Source organism: Pseudomonas sp. WT-JTC, assembly GCF_056711565.1.
In genome coordinates this window covers 6,411,879-6,432,227 of the sequence record NZ_CM160042.1, presented here as the reverse complement: position 1 = coordinate 6,432,227, position 20,349 = coordinate 6,411,879, and the positions used below count along the sequence as shown (strand labels likewise).

Here is a 20,349-nt window from a genome sequence, read left to right as displayed (position 1 = left end):
TGCAAAGGATGGATACGTGAGCGAAACAGCCTTGCCGAAAGATGACTCGCGACCGGTGCTTGATACACCTGTTGATGCTCCTGTTGATGAAATGCCGCCGCCACCTGCTGCCGTGCAGCGTCGAGGCAATGGTCTGGCTATCGTCGCGCTGCTGCTGGGCGCGGCCGGTGTTGCGGTTGGCGGTTGGGGTGTCTGGCAGGTGCGTCACCTGCAGGCCAATAACCAGCAGCAACTGAGCCAGGTTCAAGCGTTGAATGACCAGGCGCAGAACCTCAAGCTCAATGAGGAACGCTTGAGCGCACGCCTGGCGCAATTGCCTGCCGCCGATGAGCTGGAAGCGCGCAGTCGCCTGGTGATCCAGCTGCAAGGTGATCAGCAGCGTTTGAACCAGCGTCTGGAAACCATACTCGGTGCCAGTCGCAAGGACTGGCGCTTGGCCGAAGCCGAGCATTTGCTGCGTCTTGCCAGCCTGCGACTGTCCGCCTTGCAGGACATCAGCAGCGCCCAGGCACTGGTCCAGGGTGCCGACGAGATACTGCGCGAGCAGAACGACCCAGGCGCCTTTGCCGCTCGCGAGCAGGTGGCCAAGACCCTGGTTGCCCTGCGCAGTACCGGGCAACCGGATCGTACCGGGCTGTTTCTGCGTCTGGGCGCGTTGCGCGATCAAGTGGCCAGCCTTACCGAGCTGGCGCCGGAGTACAAGGACCGTGGCGATTCGTTGCTGGGCCTGACTGCCGATGGCGACGGTGCCAGTCGCTGGGCGCAATGGTGGGATCAGATTTCGCGCTACATCCGTATCGATTTCAATGCCGATAAAAACGTTCGCCCATTGCTGGCCGGCCAGAGCCTGAGTCAGGTGCGCCTGGCCCTGAGCCTGGCGCTGGAGCAAGCACAGTGGGCCGCGCTCAATGGTCAGGCGGCGGTTTACTCCCAAGTGCTGGACGAAGCGCGGGACATTCTCAAAGGCAACTTCAACCCGGACAACGCGCAAAGCAAAGTCATGCTTGAGCAGGTGGCCGAGTTGAGCGAGCAGCCCGTCACCGTTGTCACGCCGGATATGACCGGCACCCTGAGCGCGGTGCAGGGGTATCTGGAGCGGCGCAACGTCAACGCCGAAGATTCGGTCAAGCCACTGGCCAAGCCTGCCGCGAACACCGCGCCGGAGGCCATGCCATGAAACGCCTCTATGTGATCGTGTTCCTCGTGATCGCCGCTGCCGCTGCGCTGGGGCTGGCGATTGCAGAACATTCCGGCTACGTGCTGATTGCCTACAAGACCTTCCGCTATGAGTCGAGCCTGTGGGCTACTTTGGCGCTGGTGGCTGTGCTCTGGCTGGTGATCTGGGGCATCAAGTCGCTGGTCGAACTGCTGATGGCTTCCAGTGGCGTGGTCAATCCGTGGTCGCGACGTAACCGTAGCCGTCGGGTGCAGGTGGCGATCGAGCACGGTCAACTCGACCTGGCCGAGGGGCGCTGGGCCAGCGCGCAGCGTCACTTGCATCGGGCTGCCGAAGCCGAGCGCCAACCGCTGCTTTACTACCTCGGTGCGGCCCGTGCCGCAAACGAACAAGGCAATTACGAAGAAAGCGACAACTTGCTGGAGCGTGCCCTGGAGCGTCAGCCTCAGGCCGAGTTGGCGATCGCTTTGAGCCACGCCCAGTTGCAGACCGACCGCGGTGATACCGAAGGCGCCCTCGCCACCCTGCAAGCCATGCGTGAACGCCACCCGCATAACGCACAGACCCTGCGTCAGTTGCAACGCCTGCTTCAGCAGCGTGGTGACTGGTCGACAATGATTCGCCTGCTGCCGGAGCTGCGCAAGGACAAAATCCTGCCGGCGGCCGAGCTTGCCGAACTGGAGCGCCGGGCCTGGGGGGCGAACCTGTCCCTGGCGGCGCAACGGGAAGAAGACGGGACGGTGGGGCAGCAATCGCTCGAACGTGCCTGGCAACAACTGACCTCGGCACAGCGTCAGGAGCCGCAACTGGTGCTCGCGTATGCCGAACAACTGCGTCAGTTGGGGGCTCAGGTCGAAGCCGAAGAAGTGCTGCGCACTGCTCTCAAGCGCAGCTACGACAGTCACCTGGCACGGCTCTACGGGCTGGTTCGCGGCAAAGATCCGGCCCGTCAGTTGCAGGCTGCCGAAGGTTGGCTCAAGGAGCATCCGGCCGATCCTGGTCTGCTGTTGACGCTGGGCCGTCTATGCCTGCAAAACAGTTTGTGGGGCAAGGCCCGGGACTATCTGGAAAGCAGCCTGCGTGTACAACGCAATCCGGAAGCCTGTGCGGAACTGGCGAGGTTGTTGGCGCAAATGGGCGATACCGAGCGCAGCAACCAGCTGTTTCAGGAAGGCCTGGGGTTGTTGGATGAGCGCTTGCTCGCCGCCCCTCTGCCGGTGCCGGCCCGCGCTTGACCCATACGCTGGCGCCAGGCTCCGGCGTCTGAGCGATGACCTGCGGCGAGGCAGAAATCTTCCTCGCCGCAGTAGATGATCGGTTGAAATTCAGTTGCCAGATTTCGTCGCAGGCAAAGTCCTACAGGGGACTACATCTTATCCTCTCGCCTGCGTCGGGATTTCCCTACACCTGTGCTGAAGTCTCCGTGGGCACTTGCCTTGAAAGGCCTTCGCGCTTTCCTCTACCGTAATGGTCTGTCACTACTTTTACGGAAAAGCCATGTCTTTGGCCTGCTCACGCTCCTTGTTTTTCATGGCTTTCGTTGCGGGTGCCCTGGCAATGGGCGTTTCCTACTACCTGGAATATGCAGTGGGCCTGCGGCCTTGCGGCTTGTGTCTTGTGCAACGGTTTTGTCTGGCGCTCTTTACCGGTGTCTGCCTGATGGCTTCGGTCCATGGCCCCGGTCGCATCGGAAACGTTCTGTATTGGCTGCTCGGTCTTGGTTGCAGCCTGGCCGGCACTGTCACGGCGTGGCGACAGGTCCTGCTGCAAAGCCTACCGGCGGAACAGGCAACGGCGTGCTCGACCCATCTGACAGATCTGTTGGTCAGTTCGCCCTGGCTATCCGTCGTACAGCAAATGTTCAAGGGCGCTGCCGATTGTGTGGAAATTTCCTGGACACTGTTTGATCTGAGTCTCACAGAGTGGAGCCTGCTGTTCTTCGTCGCTATGTTGATTCTGGCCGTTTACCAGTCGTTGCGACTGGTCTGGATCAGCTATCAGCGACCACTCAGCGGCGAGTCGTCGCACCGGGCCTTTGCGGGCGATTAAACACTTGTATGAACTTTATCTCGTGCGTACCTTGAAGCTGGTGTCGCGCGGGCATAATCTGGCCCGCACGTGTCATTGGAATTATGTTGCTCGATGACGCTCTGCCTGACCGCCCACTGACGTAACAAGAGGCGAACGGGCATAGAGCAGCTGACCCACAAGGGAAGAGAGATCACCATGCTCGAAAGTTGTCAGAATGCTCAGGAACGCTGGGGTGGAGTGCACCTGCTTATTGATCGCTGGTTGCAGGAGCGCAAAGAGCTGATCGATGCCTACGACAAGCTTGGCGCAAAACCTGAGGCGCTCGGTGAGGATCGTAAACCCTTGCAGGAATTCTGCGGCGTGCTGGTCGATTATGTATCGGCCGGGCACTTTGAGATCTACGAGCAACTGACGGGGGAGGCCAAGGCCTTCAACGACAAGCGTGGCCTGGAGCTCGCCGAGACGATCTACCCGCGGATCGACGTCATCACCGAAAAGCTGCTCGCGTTCAATGACCTGTGCGATGCAGGAAAGTGTGTCGCCGAAGAGTTCAAGACACTCGGCGGCCTGTTGCACGAACGCTTTGAGCTGGAGGACTGCCTGATCGAAGTGCTGCACACAGCCCACAAGGAAACCGATTCGGTTCAGGCCTGAAGCGCTTCCTGCAAGATCCCGAAACGGCGTGCCAAGGCACGCCGTTTTCGTTTGTGTCGTCAGCCGGTAGCACCGCGCAGTTCGACTTCGAACACCAGTGGAGTGAACGGCGCGATCACGTCGCCGGCACCGTCGGCACCATAGGCCTGGGCCGATGGAATCACCAGTCGCCATTTCGCCCCGACCGGCATGTTTTGCAATGCGCTGCGCCATCCGGCGATCACGCTGTCGAGACTGAACCACTGTGGCTGACTGTTCTGATCGAACACCGTGCCGTCGGGCAAGCGACCGATGTACAGCACCTGCACCTTGCCGTTCGGTCCGGCCTTGGCGCCAGTGCCCGGCGTCAACTCGGTCAGCAACACGCCATCAGCCAGTTCTCGCACGTCGGGTCTGGCTTTCTCGGCGGCGAGAAAGCGCTGTTCTTTTTCCAGTGCCATTTCGCTTTGCGGCTCGGCTGACTGCATGGCAATCCGGGCTTCATGCTCGGTCAATATCTGCTGGATCTGCTCGTCCTTCAGCGCCAGCGGCTTGCCCTGATAGGCCTGCTGCAATCCTTCGATCAGTGCCTGGAGTTGCAGGTCGGGTGCCTCCTGGCGCAAGCGTTCGCCAAGGCTCGCGCCCAGGCTGTAAGCAAGATCGTGGGCTTCATTTTCCTGTGTTGTTGCGGCGGCCTGGGCCGCCGAAAAAAACACGCACAGCGATAAAAAAAGGTAGCGCGACATGGGCACTCTCCGACCTGAATTGCGGGCGATTATGCCAGCGAGAATGCGCGCAACGGTGAACTGCTTTTGCTTCGACGCAGAAGTTTTTCGGTCCTTTGCAACGCAACGCTTTCGATAGTGTCAACATGCCCTAGCGGCGGTTGCAGCAGAGGTCTAGTATGAGCCGCACTCACTTCAGCCAGGAGGTAAACCATGTCGGCCACCAAGAAGCCAGTAAACACTCCATTGCACCTGCTCCAACAACTCTCGAGCAGCCTGCTCGAGCACCTGGAAACCGCTTGTTCCGAAGCCTTGGCTGATGCTGAAAAACTGCTCGCCAAACTGGAAAAGCAGCGCGGAAAAGCGCAAGAAAAACTGCACAAGTCCCGCACCAAATTGCAGGACGCTGCGGCGGCCGGAAAAGCCAAGGCGCAAGCCAAGGCCAAGGACGCAGTGGCCGATCTTGAGAAGCTGCTCGATGCCCTCAAAGATCGTCAATCGGAAACCCGCGGCTACATTCTGCAACTCAAGCGCGATGCTCAGGAAAGCCTGAAACTGGCCCAGGGCGTCGGTCGTGTACAAGAGGCTGTCGGCAAGGCGTTGTCCCTGCGCGCAGCCAAGCCTGCTGCGGCACCTGCGAAGAAAGCCGCCGCCAGACCGGCTGCCGCAAAAGCACCGGCCAAGCCTGCTGCTGCAAAACCGGCAGCTGCCAAACCAGCAGCGAAAACTGCCGCCGCCAAACCGGCTGCGAGAAAACCGGCTGCTGCCAGCGCCGCGAAACCTGCAGCTAAAACCACGGCTGCCAAGCCAGCCGCTGCTCGACCTGCCGCTGCAAAAGCTGTCGCTGCCAAACCAGCAGCGAAAACCGCCGCCGCTAAACCGGCTGCAAAACCAGCAGCAAAACCAGCAGCAAAACCGGCCGCTAAACCAGCCACCCGGACCGCCGCGGCGAAACCTGCTGCCAAGCCGGCTGCCAAACCTGTCGCTGCCAAACCAGCGGCAAAACCAGCAGCCAAGCCAGCGGCAAAACCTGCTGTAAAAGCGACTGCCAAGCCAGCTGCAAAACCAGCCGCAAAACCGGCAGCAGCGAAACCTGCCGCTGCCGCCAAGCCAGCCGCTGCAAAACCAGCTGCCGCGAAACCGGCCACTGCAAAACCCGCTGCAAAACCAGCAGCCAAACCTGCAGTGAAAAAGCCGGTTGCCGCCAAGCCAGCCACCGCACCGGTTGCCAAGCCAGTCGTACCGGCTGCGCCAGCAGCACCTGCTCCGGCAGCAACTACCTCGACAGTCGCGCCAGCACCTACGCCTGCCGCAACGTCGAGCGCTGTAACCACCCCAACCAGCGCTTCCTAAGTGCCGGTTACCGCGACGCGCAGCTGATGCAGCGCGTCGCGGTGCAGGTGGGCGGCCTCAGCCGTCACACCTTCCAGCCAGGCTGATAGATCGGTCTCGGCACCTTGCGGCCAACTCTGCGCCGTTCTCTGCAGCCGCAACAACAGATGCCGCTCGGCTTCCAGTTCGAGTGCCTTCACTTGTTCGCGCAGGGTCCGCAGGTCGGCGTCCTCCGTGGCCTCGGCCTTCCATTGTGTGCGCAACGCGCGTAGCGGTCGCACGACATCGGTGTCCCACGAGACGGCCACGCTACGTAGTTGCTGCAAGCGTTGCTCATCGCAGGCCACGCACCGTTGTCCCAACCACGCACCACACAGCAACAGACACACATTGACCCCCGCCGACTGCAATTGCAGGCATGCCTGCTCAACGCCCGGACGGGCGTAGGTGGTCAGGGAAAAGCTCCACAGGTCAGAGGACATAGTGCTACTCGCGCCAGTTGCGAGCGAAGCTGGTAGACTCCGCCGCCATTATGATTCGACTTCAGAACCTGACTTTACAGCGTGGCCCGCAACGTCTGCTAGAAGACGCCGAGCTGACCCTGCACGCCGGCCAGAAAGCCGGCCTCATCGGTGCCAACGGCGCCGGCAAATCGAGCCTGTTCGCCTTGCTTCGGGGCGAGCTGCACCCTGACTCGGGTGATTGCTTCCTGCCGGCCGACTGGCGTATCGCCCACATGCGCCAGGAGGTCGACACCCTCGAACGCCTGGCGGTCGACTACGTGCTCGATGGCGACCTGCGCCTGCGCCAGGTGCAACGCGACCTGGCGGCAGCCGAAGCGGCCCATGACGGTGCCGCACAGGCCCGCCTGCACTCGGAACTCGACAGCGCCGACGGTTATACCGCCGACGCCCGGGCGCGCAAGTTGCTGGCGGGTCTCGGGTTCACCAACGAGCAGATGGATCGTCAGGTCGGGGATTTCTCCGGTGGCTGGCGGATGCGCCTGAACCTGGCGCAGGCCTTGATGTGCCCTTCGGACCTGCTGCTGCTCGACGAACCGACCAACCACCTGGACCTCGACGCCATCATCTGGCTCGAAGAATGGCTCAAGAGCTATCCCGGCACCCTGATGCTGATTTCCCACGACCGGGACTTCCTCGATGCCGTGGTCGACCACGTGGCCCACGTCGATCAGCGCAAGATCACCCTGTACCGCGGTGGCTACAGCGCCTTCGAACGCGCCCGTGCCGAACGCCTGGCCCAGCAACAGCAGGCCTACGAGAAGCAGCAGGCGCAACGTGCGCACATGGAAAGCTACATCGCCCGCTTCAAGGCCCAGGCCACCAAGGCCCGTCAGGCCCAGAGCCGGATCAAGGCGCTGGAGCGGATGGAAGAGCTGACCGCCGCCCACGTCGATTCGCCGTTCGACTTTGTCTTCCGTGAATCGCAGAAAATTTCCAGCCCGCTGATCGACCTGTCCGATGCCCGCCTGGGCTATGGCGACAAAGCCGTACTGGAGAAGGTCAAGCTGCAACTGACGCCAGGGGCGCGAATCGGTCTGCTCGGACCTAACGGCGCCGGTAAATCGACCCTGATCAAGAACCTTGCCGGTGAGCTCTCGCCATTGGCTGGCCGCTTGACCCGTGGCGAGAACACCGTGGTCGGTTACTTCGCCCAGCATCAACTCGATTCTCTGGACTCCAAGGCCAGCCCGTTGTTGCACTTGCAGCGCCTGGCACCGACCGAGCGCGAACAGACCCTGCGCGACTTCCTCGGCGGTTTCGACTTCCGTGGTGCGCGAATCGACGAGCCGGTGCTGAATTTTTCCGGTGGCGAAAAGGCGCGCCTGGCATTGGCCTTGATCGCCTGGGACCGACCGAACCTGTTGCTGCTCGACGAACCGACCAACCATCTGGACCTGGAAATGCGCCTGGCGCTGACCATGGCCCTGCAGGAATTCAGTGGGGCGGTACTGGTGGTCTCCCACGACCGTCACTTGCTCAAAAGCACCACCGATAACTTTTACCTGGTGGCGGACGGCAAGGTCGAGGAGTTCGACGGCGACCTGGAGGACTACACTCGCTGGCTGGTGGATTATCGCCAGCGCAATGCCCCGGTCAGCAACACACCGGTCAACCCGGACAAGACCGACAAGAAAGCCCAGCGTCAGGCCGCCGCTGCGTTGCGCCAGCAACTGGCGCCGCACAAGCGCGAAGCCGACAAGCTTGAAGCCGAGCTGGGCAAGCTGCACGAAAAGCTTGCGAAAATCGATGCCAGCCTCGGCGACAGCGATATCTACGAGCCGACGCGCAAGAACGAATTGCGTGATCTGCTGGCCGAACAGGCCAGGTTGAAGGTGCGTGAGGCGGAGCTGGAAGAGGCGTGGATGGAAGCCTTGGAATTGCTGGAAAGCATGCAGGCGGAGCTGGAGGCACTGTCCTGATGGACGCCTTCAAGCTGCCGCTGCCGGCGATGTGGGTCGAGCCGATCTGGCTTGGCGTGCAGATCCTGCTGATTCTGCTGGCCGGTTACGTCGCCCAGCGCTTTGTCGCCAAGTGCCTGACCCGCCTTGGTGAGCGCTATCCGTTCCCGCCGCAACTGCTGATGCCGCTGCGGGGCGGTTTGCGCTGGCTGATCATGGGTAGCGCGCTGATTTTCGTCCTGGAACGACTCGGTGTGTCGGCCACGGTGCTCTGGACCGCATTGTCGGGTTTCGTCGCGGTCGCGGCAGTGGCGTTTTTCGCCATGTGGAGCGTGCTATCGAACCTGCTGTGCGCGATCCTGATCTTCACCGTCGGCCCGTTCCGCCTGGGTGATGTGGTCGAGTTGGTGGACACCACCGACAAACCCGGCGTCAAAGGCCGGGTGGTGGCGATCAATCTGCTGTACACCACGCTGGTCGAGGCCGAAGAACTCGGCACTGGCAGCGCCATGGTGCAAGTGCCCAACAGTTTGTTCTTCCAGCGTTCGGTGCGGCGCTGGCGCGGGACGGATGTGCTTCCTTCCAACGGGTTTGAAAAGTAAGCCTTCTGCTGTCCGATAGATTGCCTTCGCGAGCAAGCCCGCTCCCACATTTGCTCTTCGGTAGACACAAACTTTTTGAGCACCGCAGATCCAGTGTGGGAGCGGGCTCGCTCGCGAAGGGGCCCTCAAGTCGTAAGCGCTGGTCGGCAACCGCAACATCCCGCAAAAAAATCGGTAGTCATCCACCCAAAGCCGCATTAGCTTAGACGTCTGTCACGAGTCTGAGTCGAGGTGTGCAATGGAGCTTCAAACATGGCTGGCGTTTTTTGCCGCCTGCTGGGTGATCAGCCTGTCCCCCGGTGCCGGCGCCATTGCGTCGATGTCCAGCGGTCTGCAGTACGGTTTCTGGCGCGGTTACTGGAACGCCCTGGGCCTGCAACTGGGCCTGGCTTTGCAGATCGCCATCGTCGGTGCCGGTGTCGGCGCCATTCTCACGGCTTCGGCCACGGCCTTCTACGCCATCAAATGGTTTGGCGTGGCGTATCTGGTTTACCTCGCGATCAAGCAATGGCGTGCGCTGCCCAGCGATATGAGCGATGACGCGGCAGTGCGCCAGATCGGCAAGCCGATGGCCCTGGTGTTCCGCGGTTTTCTGGTGAACATCAGTAACCCCAAGGCGCTGGTGTTCATGCTGGCGGTGTTGCCGCAGTTCATCGACCCCCATGCTCCACTGCTGATCCAGTATCTGGTGATCGGCGTGACGATGGTCTGCGTCGATCTGATCGTCATGGCCGGTTACACCGGTCTGGCGTCCAGGGTGCTGCGTATGCTGCGCACACCAATACAGCAAAAACGCATGAACCGGACCTTTGCCGGGCTGTTCATCGGTGCGGCAGCGTTCATGGCGACGCTGCGCAGAGCCGCGGCGTAAATCGACCGAAACCCGAAAAGGCGACCCATGCGGTCGCCTTTTTTATTGGCGTATCAGTTCCTTGGAGAACCCTCGAAGTCGCAGGAAGTCCCGACAAAGCTTGAGCGAAACCCGTTGGGCGTTAACAATATGTAACTTCGTTTTTCCAATTGAGACTCATTCATGATTTCCCCCTCCCGTTTCCTGGCCTGGCTGTTGCTGCCGCTGCTCGCGGCGAGCAGCGTTCAGCTGCTGGCCGCCCCCGCCGAAGGTGCGCCGCAGGCGCTGCACTTGCTCGATTACATCGGCGCGGATTACCCGGACACGGTGCAGGCGGGCAGCATCATGGATGAGGCCGGGTTTCGCGCGCAGCAAGAGTCGGTCAAGACGCTGGGAAGTCTGCTGGCGGCCATGCCGGCCAAACCGGAAAAAATTGCCCTGGAGCAAAGCCTGGTCGCGCTTGGAAGCTCCATCAGCGCCCGTCAGGACGGTGCCGACGTCGCGCGCCAGGCCCGCCAACTGGGGGCAAAGCTGGCCGTGGCCTATGAAGTCAGCCAGGCTCCGGTCATTACGCCGGACCCGGCGCGTGGTGCGCCACTGTACGCTCAGCATTGCTCGGTCTGCCATGGCGATACAGGGGCCGGCGATGGCCCGGCAGGTGTCGGCATGACGCCACCGCCATCCAATCTGCGTGATAGCACACGACTGGATCGACTTAGCCTCTACGCGATCTACAGCACCTTGGGCCTGGGTGTTGAAGGGACCGACATGCCAGCCTTTGCCGATCAGCTGGATGATCGTCAGCGTTGGGATCTGGCTACCTATATCGCCAGCTTCAGTGTCGACCTGGCTACAGCCAATGCTGACAGAACCTACAACATCGCCGACCTGGCTCGTCAGACCCCGGCCGAAGTGCAGGCCGTCGAAGGCCCGCAGGCCGCCGCGACATTCCGTGTCCAGCGAGCGCAACCGCCGCAGGTCAAGCGTGGCCCGGCACAATTGCTCGACTACACCGCAGCCACTCTGGACAAGAGCATCGTGGCGTATCGTGCCGGTGAGCATGATCAGGCTTATGACTTATCGGTAGCGGCGTATCTGGAAGGCTTCGAGCTGGTTGAAAGCTCGCTGGACAACATTGACGCCAACGTGCGTAAAGACACTGAAAAATCCCTGATGGCCTACCGTCAGTCGTTGCAGGACGGTTTGCCGGTGAGCGACGTCGAACAGCGCCTGGAGGCGGCCAAGGCCAGGTTGAAGGCATCGGCCAGCCTGCTGGGCAACGACGGTTTGAGCTGGTCGCTGAGTTACATTTCCGGCTTGCTGATTCTGTTGCGCGAAGGCCTTGAAGCGATTCTGGTGCTGGCGGCGATCCTTGCTTTCCTGCGTAACACGGGTCAACAGGCGGCGGTGCGCAGCGTCAACGTCGGTTGGGGCCTGGCGTTTCTGGCGGGGCTGGGCACCTGGGCGCTGGCAGCCTATGTGATTGATGTCAGCGGTTCGCAGCGCGAATTGCTGGAAGGCGCGACAGCGTTATTTGCCAGCGTCATGGTGCTGTGGCTGGGAGTGTGGATGCATGACCGTCGTCACGCGGCGGCCTGGCAGGATTACATCAAGACCAGCATGGTAGGTGGCGGTGGGCGTTTCGGCTTTGCGACCCTGGCGTTTTTCTCGGTGTATCGCGAACTGTTCGAAGTGATTCTGTTCTACGAAACCCTGTGGTTGCAGGCAGGTCCCGCGGGGCACAACGCGGTGTTGGCAGGTGGAGCCACGGCGGTGGTGCTGCTGGTCGGCCTGGCCTGGGTGATTTTGCGCGGTTCGGCGAAATTGCCGCTGGCGCTGTTCTTCAGCATCAATGCTGGTCTTTTGTGCGCCTTGTCGGTGGTGTTCGCCGGACATGGCGTGAAGGCGCTGCAGGAAGCGGGAATATTCGGTACGCGGCCGGTGCCGTTCTTTGAGTTCGACTGGTTGGGGATTCATGCCGATGCGTATTCGTTGAGTGCGCAGGCGGTGGCGATCATCGCGATTGTCGTGTTGTATGGCCGTAGCCGGGTGGTTGCGAAGCAGCGGGTACAGATTTCTTAAACAGCATTCGCTGCGCTCACATTCGCGGGCAAGCCCGCTCCTACAGGATTGCGTATAACCTGTAGGAGCGGGCTTGCCCGCGATGTTTTTTCAGAAAGGATCAAAACATGCGTGTCTGGATCGATGCCGACGCCTGCCCTCGGGCAGCGAAGGATCTGGTGGTGAAGTTCGCCCTCAAGCGTCAGTTCGAAGTGGTGCTGGTAGCCGGGCAGCCGCAGATCAAGCCCGGTCTGGCGCTGGTCAAGCTGATCGTGGTGCCGAGCGGCCCGGATGCGGCCGATGATTACCTGGTGGAGCACGCAGTTCCCGGTGAATTGGTGATTTGCAGCGATGTACCGTTGGCCGACCGTCTGGTGAAGAAGGGCGTGGCCGCGCTCGATCCGCGCGGGAAGGAATTCGATGCGCAGAACATGGGGGATCGGCTGGCCGTACGCAACCTGTTCACCGATTTACGCGAACAGGGGCAAATGGGCGGAGGGCCAGCGCCGTTTGGCGACCGTGAGAAGCAGGCATTTGCCAATGCGCTGGACCGGATACTCACACGGCTGGCCCGTAAACTGTAGGAGCGAGCCTGCTCGCGATGGACGTCAACGATGACGAGTGCTGGCTGGATGAACGCGGTGCTCTCACGTCCATCGCGAGCAAGCTCGCTCCTACAGTGTGTCAGGCGTCGTTTTCGTGGGTCAGTTCGAGCACGCGGTCGACCAGTTTGTTGATGCCGGAAGCCGCCTCGCTGATGCTCTGCGCCAGCATGTAGGCCGGGGTGCTCACCAGTTTGCGTGCCTTGTCCTCGACGATGTCGCTGACCGCGCAATCGGTATGGGTCGCGCCCATCTTGTTCATCGCGGCGGCGGTGTCGGTGTCGTTGCCAATGGTGCAAGTGACGCCGGGGCCGTAGATCTTGGCCGCCAGGGCCGGGGAAATGCACATCAACCCCACCGGTTTGCCGGCCTCGGCAAAGGCTTCGGTCAGTGCCAGGACATCCGGTTGAACTGTGCAGCCGGCGCCTTGAATGGCGAAGTTGGACAGGTTCTTGGCCGAGCCGAAGCCGCCGGGCACGATCAGCGCATCGAAGTCATCGACGTTCGCGTCACGGATATCCTTGATGTTGCCCCGGGCAATCCGCGCCGACTCCACCAGCACGTTGCGCGATTCGGGCATTTCTTCGCCGGTCAGGTGATTGATGACATGCAACTGCGCGATGTCCGGAGCGAAACACTGCACCTGCGCCCCGCGCTGATCCAGGCGCAGCAGGGTGATGACGCTCTCGTGGAGCTCGGCGCCGTCGTACACGCCACAACCGGAAAGGATCACTGCAACTTTTTTGCTCATGGGCTTTTCTCCAGATTCATGGCGTTAAATGTCCACTAATTTGGCACTCGTTGCCATAGGGTTAATTGACGGTTACACATAGCATCTGTCCTCTGGACTCCGGTCAGGGCGCGTCATGGACTTCATTCTGTATGCGGTGCCGTTTTTCTTTGTGCTGATCGCCGTCGAGCTGCTGGCCGACCGTTGGCGCGGGGTGCGCAATTATCGGTTGGCGGACGCGATCAACAGCATCAGCACCGGCGTGCTGTCGACCACCACGGGGCTGCTGACCAAAGGCGTGGGGTTGGTGACCTACGCGTTTGCCCTCAAGCATCTGGCGCTGTTCGAGTTGTCGGCCGACAGCGTCTGGACTTGGGTGTTTGCTTTTGTCTTCTATGACTTCTGTTACTACTGGCTGCACCGCATGGGCCACGAACGCAACATCCTCTGGGCCGCGCATTCGGTGCATCACCAGAGCGAGGACTACAACCTGTCCACGGCATTGCGCCAGACCAGCACCGGATTCCTGCTGAGCTGGATCTTCTATCTGCCGCTGGCGGTGTTCGGCGTACCGCTGCTGGTGTTTGTGAGCGTCGCCGCGCTGAACCTGCTGTACCAGTTCTGGGTGCATACCCGGCACATTCCCAAGCTTGGCTGGTTCGAATGGTTTTTCGTCACGCCATCCAATCATCGGGCTCACCATGCACAAAACGCTCTCTACATGGATCGCAACTACGGCGGCGTGTTCATTATCTGGGACCGTCTGTTCGGCTCGTTCCAGGAAGAAGACGACAGCGAGCCGGTGATCTTTGGCGTGACCACGCCGCTGGCGAGCTGGAATCCCGTGTGGGCGAACGTGCAGTTCTATGCACAGTTGTGGGCAGATGCGCGGCGTGCCGAAAGTACCTTGGACAAATTGCGGATCTGGTTCATGCGTACCGGCTGGCGCCCGGCGGACGTGGCGGCCAAATACCCGATGAACAAGCCGGACCTGACCCGGTTCCGCAAATTCGAGGTGCCGCTGGACGGGCGTCAGCAGCTCTACATCTTGTTGCAGTTCTGCGTGTACATCGCGCTGGGCAGCTACTTGATGAGCCTTGAACCGAAGCTGTCAGTCGCCGCCCTGGTGTTGGGCTGGGGAGCGGTGGCGTTTGGTCTGTTTGTGCTGGGCGTGGCCCTTGAGGATCGCCCATGGGCGTTGAAGCTGGAGCTGGTGCGACTGACGTCGAATCTGCCTTTGGTGTGGCTGGCACCAATGGTGGGGCTGTGGCCGGCCAGCATGGTGGGCTGGGTCGGCCTGCTCAGTTACAGCCTGTTGAGCGGCATCGGTCTCTACTGTTGCAGAAACCGCATCACTCGACTGGCGTCGTAGGGCCTTCGGTTTTGATGCTTTCGGCTTTCAGCGCTTGTTCGTCGGCGTAGACCTGCTTGGCCAGGCGGGCATTCTTGAAGCGCCGACGCAGCCATAGCACGAAGCCCAGGACCAGCAGGGCGCCGAGCACCCAAAGCTCGTACTTCTTCACACTGCCGAGCATGCCTTCGAGCACTGCGCCGAAATGGTACGCGGCCGCCGCCAAGGCTGCGGCCCAGATCGCCGCGCCAATGCCGTTGAGCAGCAGGTAACGACCCGGCGGGTAGCCTGACAACCCGATGGCCACCGGCATGACCGTACGCAAACCGTAAACGAAGCGGAAGCTCAATACCCAGATGTCCGGATGCTTGCGAATGTGTTCCAGCGCCCGGTCACCCATCATCTGCCAGCGCGGCTTGCGCGCCAGCAGTTTGCGGCCGTGCTTGCGCCCAAGGAAGTACCACAGTTGGTCGCCGGCATAGCTGCCAAAGAAGGCCACGACCACCACCAGGTTGATGTCCATGTATCCACGGAACGCGAGGAAGCCCGCGAGTACCAGAATGGTTTCGCCTTCGAAGAACGTGCCTAGAAAAAGGGCAAAGTAGCCGAAGTCATGCAGAAATTGTTGGAGCATTGTCTGGGTGCTGGCGAAATGAACGCGCAGCCTAACCCTTCGGACACATTCAGGAAAGTGTCCAAATGTGTCTCGACGTGAACATTTCCTACAACGACAATGGAATGCGGCTACGTGTCGCGGGATGCACACAACTGTCATCTGTTCGTCATAATGGCCGCTTATAACTGTCACGCTCGCCCGTAAGCGCGGGCTCAGGAGTCTGCCGTGAGCTTTACCCCCGCCAACCGTTTGTTCCCTGCAACCCGCCTGCGCCGCAACCGTCGTGACGACTTCTCGCGTCGTCTGGTCCGTGAAAACGTCCTGACCGTCGATGACCTGATCCTGCCGGTGTTCGTACTGGACGGTGAAAACCGTCGCGAAGCGGTGGCTTCGATGCCGGGTGTCGAACGCCTGACCATCGACCTGTTGCTGGAAGAGGCGGCCAAGTGGGTCGAGCTGGGGATTCCGGCGCTGGCACTGTTCCCGGTGACGCCAGCGGAGCTCAAGTCCCTGGACGCCGCCGAAGCGTGGAACCCGCAAGGCATCGCCCAACGCGCGACCCGTGCGCTGCGTGCGCAATTCCCGGAGCTGGGCGTGATCACCGACGTCGCCCTGGACCCGTTCACCACCCACGGCCAGGACGGCATTCTTGATGAAGAAGGCTACGTGCAGAACGACATCACCGTCGACGCACTGGTCAGGCAAGCCCTGTCCCACGCCGAAGCCGGCGCTCAGGTCGTGGCGCCATCGGACATGATGGACGGTCGCATCCAGGCGATCCGCGAAGCCCTGGAAGTGGCCGGTCACGTCAATGTACGGATCATGGCCTACTCGGCCAAGTACGCCAGCGCCTATTACGGCCCGTTCCGCGATGCGGTCGGTTCGGCGCTGAACCTGGGCAAGGCCAACAAGGCCTCCTATCAGATGGACCCGGCCAACAGCAACGAAGCGCTGCACGAAGTGGCGGCGGACTTGTCAGAAGGTGCAGACATGGTCATGGTCAAGCCAGGCATGCCGTACCTGGACATCCTGTGCCGGGTAAAAGAAGAATTCAAAGTGCCGACGTTTGTGTATCAAGTCAGCGGCGAATACGCCATGCACATGGCGGCGATCCAGAATGGCTGGTTGAGCGAAGGGGTTATCCTCGAGTCCCTCACCGCTTTCAAACGTGCAGGGGCTGATGGCATCCTGACGTACTTTGCCGTTCGTGCTGCCCAATTGTTGCGAGAGCAAAAATAGCCCTCCCAGGAACATTCGATGAATACCGAAGTACTCACTGAAGTTGCCGTAAAAGACGCTCAACCTGTGGTGGAGCAAGTCGACGAGACCCCGCCGGAGCTGGAGCCAGCTCCGCCCGCGGCGGTCGTCGAAACCGCTGCGACAGTGCCAGCGGTGGCCATTCCCGGCCTGGATGACAGCAGCCTGTACATCCATCGCGAGCTCTCGCAACTGCAGTTCAACATCCGCGTGCTGGAACAGGCGCTGGACGAGTCCTACCCTTTGCTGGAGCGGCTGAAGTTTCTGTTGATCTTCTCCAGCAACCTGGACGAGTTCTTCGAAATTCGTGTCGCCGGCCTCAAGAAGCAGATCACTTTCGCCCGTGAACAGGCCGGCGCCGATGGTCTGCAACCGCATCAGGCCCTGGCCCGCATCAGCGAGCTGGTCCACGGTCACGTCGATCGCCAGTACGCGATCCTCAACGACATTCTCTTGCCGGAGCTGGAAAAACATCAGGTCCGCTTCATTCGTCGCCGCTACTGGACCACCAAGCTCAAAACCTGGGTCCGCCGCTATTTCCGCGACGAGATCGCGCCGATCATCACTCCGATCGGCCTCGACCCGACGCACCCGTTCCCGTTGCTGGTGAACAAGAGCCTGAACTTCATCGTCGAGCTCGAAGGCATCGACGCCTTTGGCCGCGATTCCGGTCTGGCGATCATCCCGGCGCCACGTCTGCTGCCGCGCATCATCAAGGTGCCGGAAGAAGTCGGTGGCCCTGGCGACAACTATGTATTCCTGTCGTCGATGATTCACGCTCACGCCGACGACCTGTTCCAGGGCATGAAGGTCAAGGGCTGCTACCAGTTCCGCCTGACCCGTAACGCCGACCTGGCGCTGGACTCCGAGGACGTCGAAGACCTGGCCCGCGCCTTGCGCGGCGAACTGTTCTCCCGTCGCTATGGCGATGCGGTGCGACTGGAAGTGGCCGACACGTGCCCCAAACACCTGTCTGACTACCTGCTCAAGCAGTTCAACCTGGGCGAGACCGAGTTGTATCAGGTCAACGGTCCGGTGAACCTGACGCGGCTGTTCAGCATCACCGGCCTGGACAGCCAGCGCGAGCTGCAATATCTGCCGTTCACCCCGCAGATCCCGAAACTGCTGCAGAACAGCGAAAACATTTTCAGCGTGATCAGCAAGCAGGACATCCTGCTGCTGCACCCGTTCGAGTCGTTCACCCCGGTGGTCGACCTGTTGCGCCAGGCTGCCAAGGACCCGCACGTGCTGGCGGTGCGCCAGACCCTGTACCGGTCCGGCGCCAACTCGGAAATCGTCGATGCGCTGGTGGATGCGGCGCGTAACGGCAAGGAAGTCACCGCGGTGATCGAACTGCGGGCGCGGTTCGACGAAGAGTCCAACCTGCAACTGGCCAGCCGCCTGCAAGCGGCCGGTGCGGTAGTGATCTACGGTGTGGTCGGCTTCAAGACCCACGCCAAGATGATGCTGATCCTGCGTCGCGAGGCCGGTGAAATCGTGCGTTATGCGCACCTCGGTACGGGTAACTACCACGCCGGCAACGCCCGCCTGTACACCGACTACAGCTTGCTGACCTCAGACGATGCCTTGTGCGAAGACGTCGGCAAACTGTTCAGCCAGTTGATCGGCATGGGTAAGACGCTGCGCATGAAGAAATTGCTGCATGCGCCGTTCACCCTGAAAAAGGGCATGCTCGACATGATTGCCCGCGAAACCCAATTTGCCCTCGACGGCAAACCGGCGCACATCATCGCCAAGTTCAACTCGCTGACCGATCCGAAGATCATCCGCGCGTTGTACAAGGCCAGCCAGTCGGGCGTGCGCATCGATCTGGTGGTGCGTGGCATGTGCTGCCTGCGACCGGGCATCGCCGGGGTTTCCCACAACATCCACGTGCGCTCGATCATCGGTCGCTTCCTGGAACACACCCGGGTCTTCTACTTCCTCAATGGCGGCGAAGAACAGATGTTCCTCTCCAGCGCCGACTGGATGGAGCGCAACCTCGACAAGCGCGTCGAGACTTGCTTCCCGGTGGAAGGCAAGAAGCTGATCATGCGGGTCAAGAAAGAGCTGGAGCTGTATCTCACCGATAACACCCACAGCTGGAGCCTGCAGTCAGACGGTCGTTACATCCGTAACACGCCGACCGGCAACCAGAACCCGCGTAGCGCCCAGGCGACACTGCTGGAGCGTTTGGGCAGCCCGATCCTGGCTGTTCGGTAACGCGGGCGAGGTATAAAAAATGGCGATCCCTGCGGATCGCCATTTTTGTTTACACCGCCACCCCCTGTTGTAGGAGCGAGTTCGCTCGCGATGGGCGTGAACGATAACGCGTGCTGCCTGGAGAAACGCGGCGCCTGTTGGTTTTTCGCGAGCAAGCTCGCTCCTACAGGGGCTGGGGTCAGCGAGCGTTCAGCACGATATCTACGCGTGTCAGCCATTCCGCTTCAATGGCGAAGTCGGCTTGGGTCAGCTGGTTTTCATCCAGCCAGTTTTCCGGGAAAACCACTTCCAGGTGGTTGTCATAGGCGTTCAGTTCCACCTGGGGCATTTGCTGGGTGCCACGTATGTGGTGGAACAGAATCGCAAAGCGCAGCAACACGCACAGGCGAATCAGCTTGGTGCCGTCATCGCCGAACTCGGCGAACTTGTCCTTGGGAATGTTGCGTCGGTGGCCGCGTACCAGCAGCGCGAGCATCAACTGGTCTTCGCGGGAAAATCCGGCGAGGTCCGAGTGCTCGATCAGGTAGGCGCCGTGCTTGTGGTACTGGTAGTGGGCGATGTCCAGGCCCACTTCATGGACCTTGGCCGCCCAGCCGAGCAGTTCGCGCCAGACGCCGTCTTCCAGATCCCAGTCCGCGGCCACCTGGTCGAACGCATGCAGTGCCTTGCGCTCGACTCGTACCGCTTGTTCCTGATCGACGTGGTAGCGCTCCATCAGCGAAGTGAGGGTGCGTTCGCGCACGTCTTCGTGATGATGGCGGCCCAGCAGGTCATAGAGCACGCCTTCGCGCAAGGCGCCTTCACAGTGATCCATGCGTTGCAGTTCGAGGGAGTCGAAGATCGCTTCGAGGATCGCCAGGCCGGCCGGGAAAATCGCCCGGCGATCCGGTTTGATGCCTTCGAAATCGATTTTCTCGACGTCGCCCAGCTTGATCAGTTTGCGCTTGAGCCAGGCCAGACCTTCGGCGTTGACCTCGCCGGTGCTGTGGCCGCCAGCCTTCAGCGCCAGACCGATGGCGCGGATGGTGCCCGAGGAGCCAATGGCTTCATCCCAGGTCAGGCGATGCAGGGCGTGCTCGATGCTCATGATCTCCAGTCGCGCCGCGGTGTACGCCTGGGCGTAACGGGCCGGGGTGATCTTGCCGTCCTTGAAATAGCGTTGGGTGTAGCTGACGCAACCCATCTGCAGGCTTTCGCGCAGCAGCGGTTCGAAGCGCTGGCCAATGATGAACTCGGTACTGCCGCCGCCGATGTCGGCCACCAGGCGCTTGCCCGGGGTGTCGGCGAGGGTGTGGGACACGCCGAGATAGATCAGGCGCGCTTCTTCACGGCCGGAAATGACTTCCACCGGGTGGCCGAGAATTTCTTCGGCGCGACGGATGAATTCGGCGCGGTTGCGCGCTTCACGCAAGGCGTTGGTGCCGACGATGCGAACGGCACCGGTAGGCATACCGCTGATCAGTTGGGCGAAGCGCTTGAGGCAGTCGAGCCCGCGCTGCATCGATTCTTCGTTGAGATGGCGCTCTTCGTCGATGCCTGCGGCCAGCTGAACCTTCTCCCCGAGACGCTCGAGAATGCGGATTTCAGCGTTCTGGGCCTTGGCCACGACCATGTGAAAACTGTTGGAGCCCAGGTCGATTGCGGCGATCAGGGACAGATTCTTGGCTTGAGATTGCGGCATGGTCTGGGGTCTCGGTCGATAACCTCGACATCGTGCCACGATCAAAGGCTGCCGCC

General features: G+C 61.2%; 18 protein-coding genes. 13 read left to right on the top strand and 5 right to left on the bottom strand.

Features of this window, described 5'->3' with window-relative positions; translation table 11 throughout:
• Positions 1-16: 16 nt before the first annotated feature.
• The 4 genes from AC06G5_RS29305 to rsd all read left to right on the top strand — a co-directional run bounded on the left by AC06G5_RS29305 (position 17) and on the right by rsd (position 3,862).
• Positions 17-1,177: a uroporphyrinogen-III C-methyltransferase gene (locus AC06G5_RS29305; protein ID WP_413427690.1), complete on the top strand. Its 1,161-nt coding sequence runs from the start codon at positions 17-19 to the stop codon at positions 1,175-1,177.
• Complete coding sequence (locus AC06G5_RS29300) at positions 1,174-2,412, top strand: heme biosynthesis protein HemY (RefSeq protein ID WP_413427691.1); 1,239 nt, start codon at positions 1,174-1,176, stop codon at positions 2,410-2,412. Before AC06G5_RS29305 ends, AC06G5_RS29300 begins: the two co-directional genes overlap by 4 nt.
• Before the next feature lie 262 nt (positions 2,413-2,674).
• Entirely contained in the window at positions 2,675-3,226 is a 552-nt protein-coding gene (locus tag AC06G5_RS29295) for a disulfide bond formation protein B (RefSeq protein WP_413427692.1), read from the top strand.
• Positions 3,227-3,403: 177 nt separating this feature from the next.
• Positions 3,404-3,862, top strand: coding sequence for a sigma D regulator (gene rsd, locus AC06G5_RS29290; RefSeq protein WP_413427693.1), 459 nt, complete (start codon positions 3,404-3,406; stop codon positions 3,860-3,862).
• A 59-nt stretch (positions 3,863-3,921) separates the two neighbouring features.
• Here the strand turns inward: rsd and AC06G5_RS29285 are convergent, their stop codons facing one another.
• Positions 3,922-4,587 carry an FKBP-type peptidyl-prolyl cis-trans isomerase gene (locus tag AC06G5_RS29285; protein WP_480458685.1) on the bottom strand — a complete coding sequence of 222 codons (666 nt, stop codon included), beginning with the start codon at positions 4,585-4,587 and terminating at the stop codon, positions 3,922-3,924.
• A 192-nt stretch (positions 4,588-4,779) separates the two neighbouring features.
• Here AC06G5_RS29285 and AC06G5_RS29280 point away from each other — a divergent pair, with 192 nt between their 5' ends.
• On the top strand, positions 4,780-5,919 hold the full coding sequence (locus AC06G5_RS29280; protein WP_480458684.1) for an AlgP family protein: 1,140 nt from the start codon (positions 4,780-4,782) through the stop codon (positions 5,917-5,919).
• Here the strand turns inward: AC06G5_RS29280 and AC06G5_RS29275 are convergent.
• Positions 5,916-6,380, bottom strand: coding sequence for a TIGR02444 family protein (locus tag AC06G5_RS29275; RefSeq protein ID WP_413703825.1), 465 nt, complete (start codon positions 6,378-6,380; stop codon positions 5,916-5,918). The genes AC06G5_RS29280 and AC06G5_RS29275 overlap by 4 nt on opposite strands.
• A 50-nt stretch (positions 6,381-6,430) precedes the next feature.
• On the opposite strand from AC06G5_RS29275, the gene AC06G5_RS29270 reads away from it, so the two are divergent.
• From AC06G5_RS29270 to AC06G5_RS29250, 5 genes are all read left to right on the top strand, one after another.
• On the top strand, positions 6,431-8,341 hold the full coding sequence (locus AC06G5_RS29270; protein ID WP_413426457.1) for an ATP-binding cassette domain-containing protein: 1,911 nt from the start codon (positions 6,431-6,433) through the stop codon (positions 8,339-8,341).
• A complete protein-coding gene (locus AC06G5_RS29265; RefSeq protein WP_413426459.1) occupies positions 8,341-8,922 on the top strand; it encodes a mechanosensitive ion channel domain-containing protein in 582 nt (193 codons plus the stop codon). The genes AC06G5_RS29270 and AC06G5_RS29265 overlap by 1 nt, the downstream gene beginning before the upstream one ends.
• A 238-nt stretch (positions 8,923-9,160) precedes the next feature.
• Positions 9,161-9,793, top strand: coding sequence for a LysE family transporter (locus tag AC06G5_RS29260; protein ID WP_413426461.1), 633 nt, complete (start codon positions 9,161-9,163; stop codon positions 9,791-9,793).
• 162 nt (positions 9,794-9,955) lie between these two features.
• Positions 9,956-11,854, top strand: a complete 1,899-nt coding sequence (locus AC06G5_RS29255) for an FTR1 family protein (protein ID WP_413426463.1) — start codon at positions 9,956-9,958, stop codon at positions 11,852-11,854.
• Positions 11,855-11,961: 107 nt separating this feature from the next.
• Entirely contained in the window at positions 11,962-12,417 is a 456-nt protein-coding gene (locus AC06G5_RS29250) for a YaiI/YqxD family protein (protein ID WP_413426465.1), read from the top strand.
• A 100-nt stretch (positions 12,418-12,517) separates the two neighbouring features.
• Here AC06G5_RS29250 and elbB read toward each other — a convergent pair whose 3' ends face one another.
• The gene (gene elbB, locus AC06G5_RS29245; protein ID WP_413426467.1) at positions 12,518-13,186 is read right to left on the bottom strand and encodes an isoprenoid biosynthesis glyoxalase ElbB; all 669 of its coding nucleotides are present in this window, start codon (positions 13,184-13,186) and stop codon (positions 12,518-12,520) included.
• Between the two features lie 115 nt (positions 13,187-13,301).
• On the opposite strand from elbB, the gene AC06G5_RS29240 reads away from it, so the two are divergent.
• Entirely contained in the window at positions 13,302-14,537 is a 1,236-nt protein-coding gene (locus tag AC06G5_RS29240; protein WP_413426469.1) for a sterol desaturase family protein, read from the top strand.
• On the opposite strand, the gene AC06G5_RS29235 is transcribed toward AC06G5_RS29240, so the two are convergent.
• Entirely contained in the window at positions 14,518-15,150 is a 633-nt protein-coding gene (locus AC06G5_RS29235; RefSeq protein WP_413426471.1) for a DedA family protein, read from the bottom strand. The two genes, AC06G5_RS29240 and AC06G5_RS29235, sit on opposite strands and share 20 nt — an antisense overlap.
• 207 nt (positions 15,151-15,357) lie before the next feature.
• On the opposite strand from AC06G5_RS29235, the gene hemB reads away from it, so the two are divergent.
• A complete protein-coding gene (hemB, locus tag AC06G5_RS29230; RefSeq protein ID WP_007982864.1) occupies positions 15,358-16,371 on the top strand; it encodes a porphobilinogen synthase in 1,014 nt (337 codons plus the stop codon).
• 18 nt (positions 16,372-16,389) lie between these two features.
• Positions 16,390-18,612, top strand: coding sequence for a polyphosphate kinase 1 (gene ppk1 / locus AC06G5_RS29225; protein ID WP_413426475.1), 2,223 nt, complete (start codon positions 16,390-16,392; stop codon positions 18,610-18,612).
• Positions 18,613-18,790: 178 nt separating this feature from the next.
• Here ppk1 and ppx read toward each other — a convergent pair whose 3' ends face one another.
• Positions 18,791-20,293, bottom strand: a complete 1,503-nt coding sequence (gene ppx / locus AC06G5_RS29220) for an exopolyphosphatase (RefSeq protein ID WP_413426477.1) — start codon at positions 20,291-20,293, stop codon at positions 18,791-18,793.
• Positions 20,294-20,349: the final 56 nt, after the last annotated feature.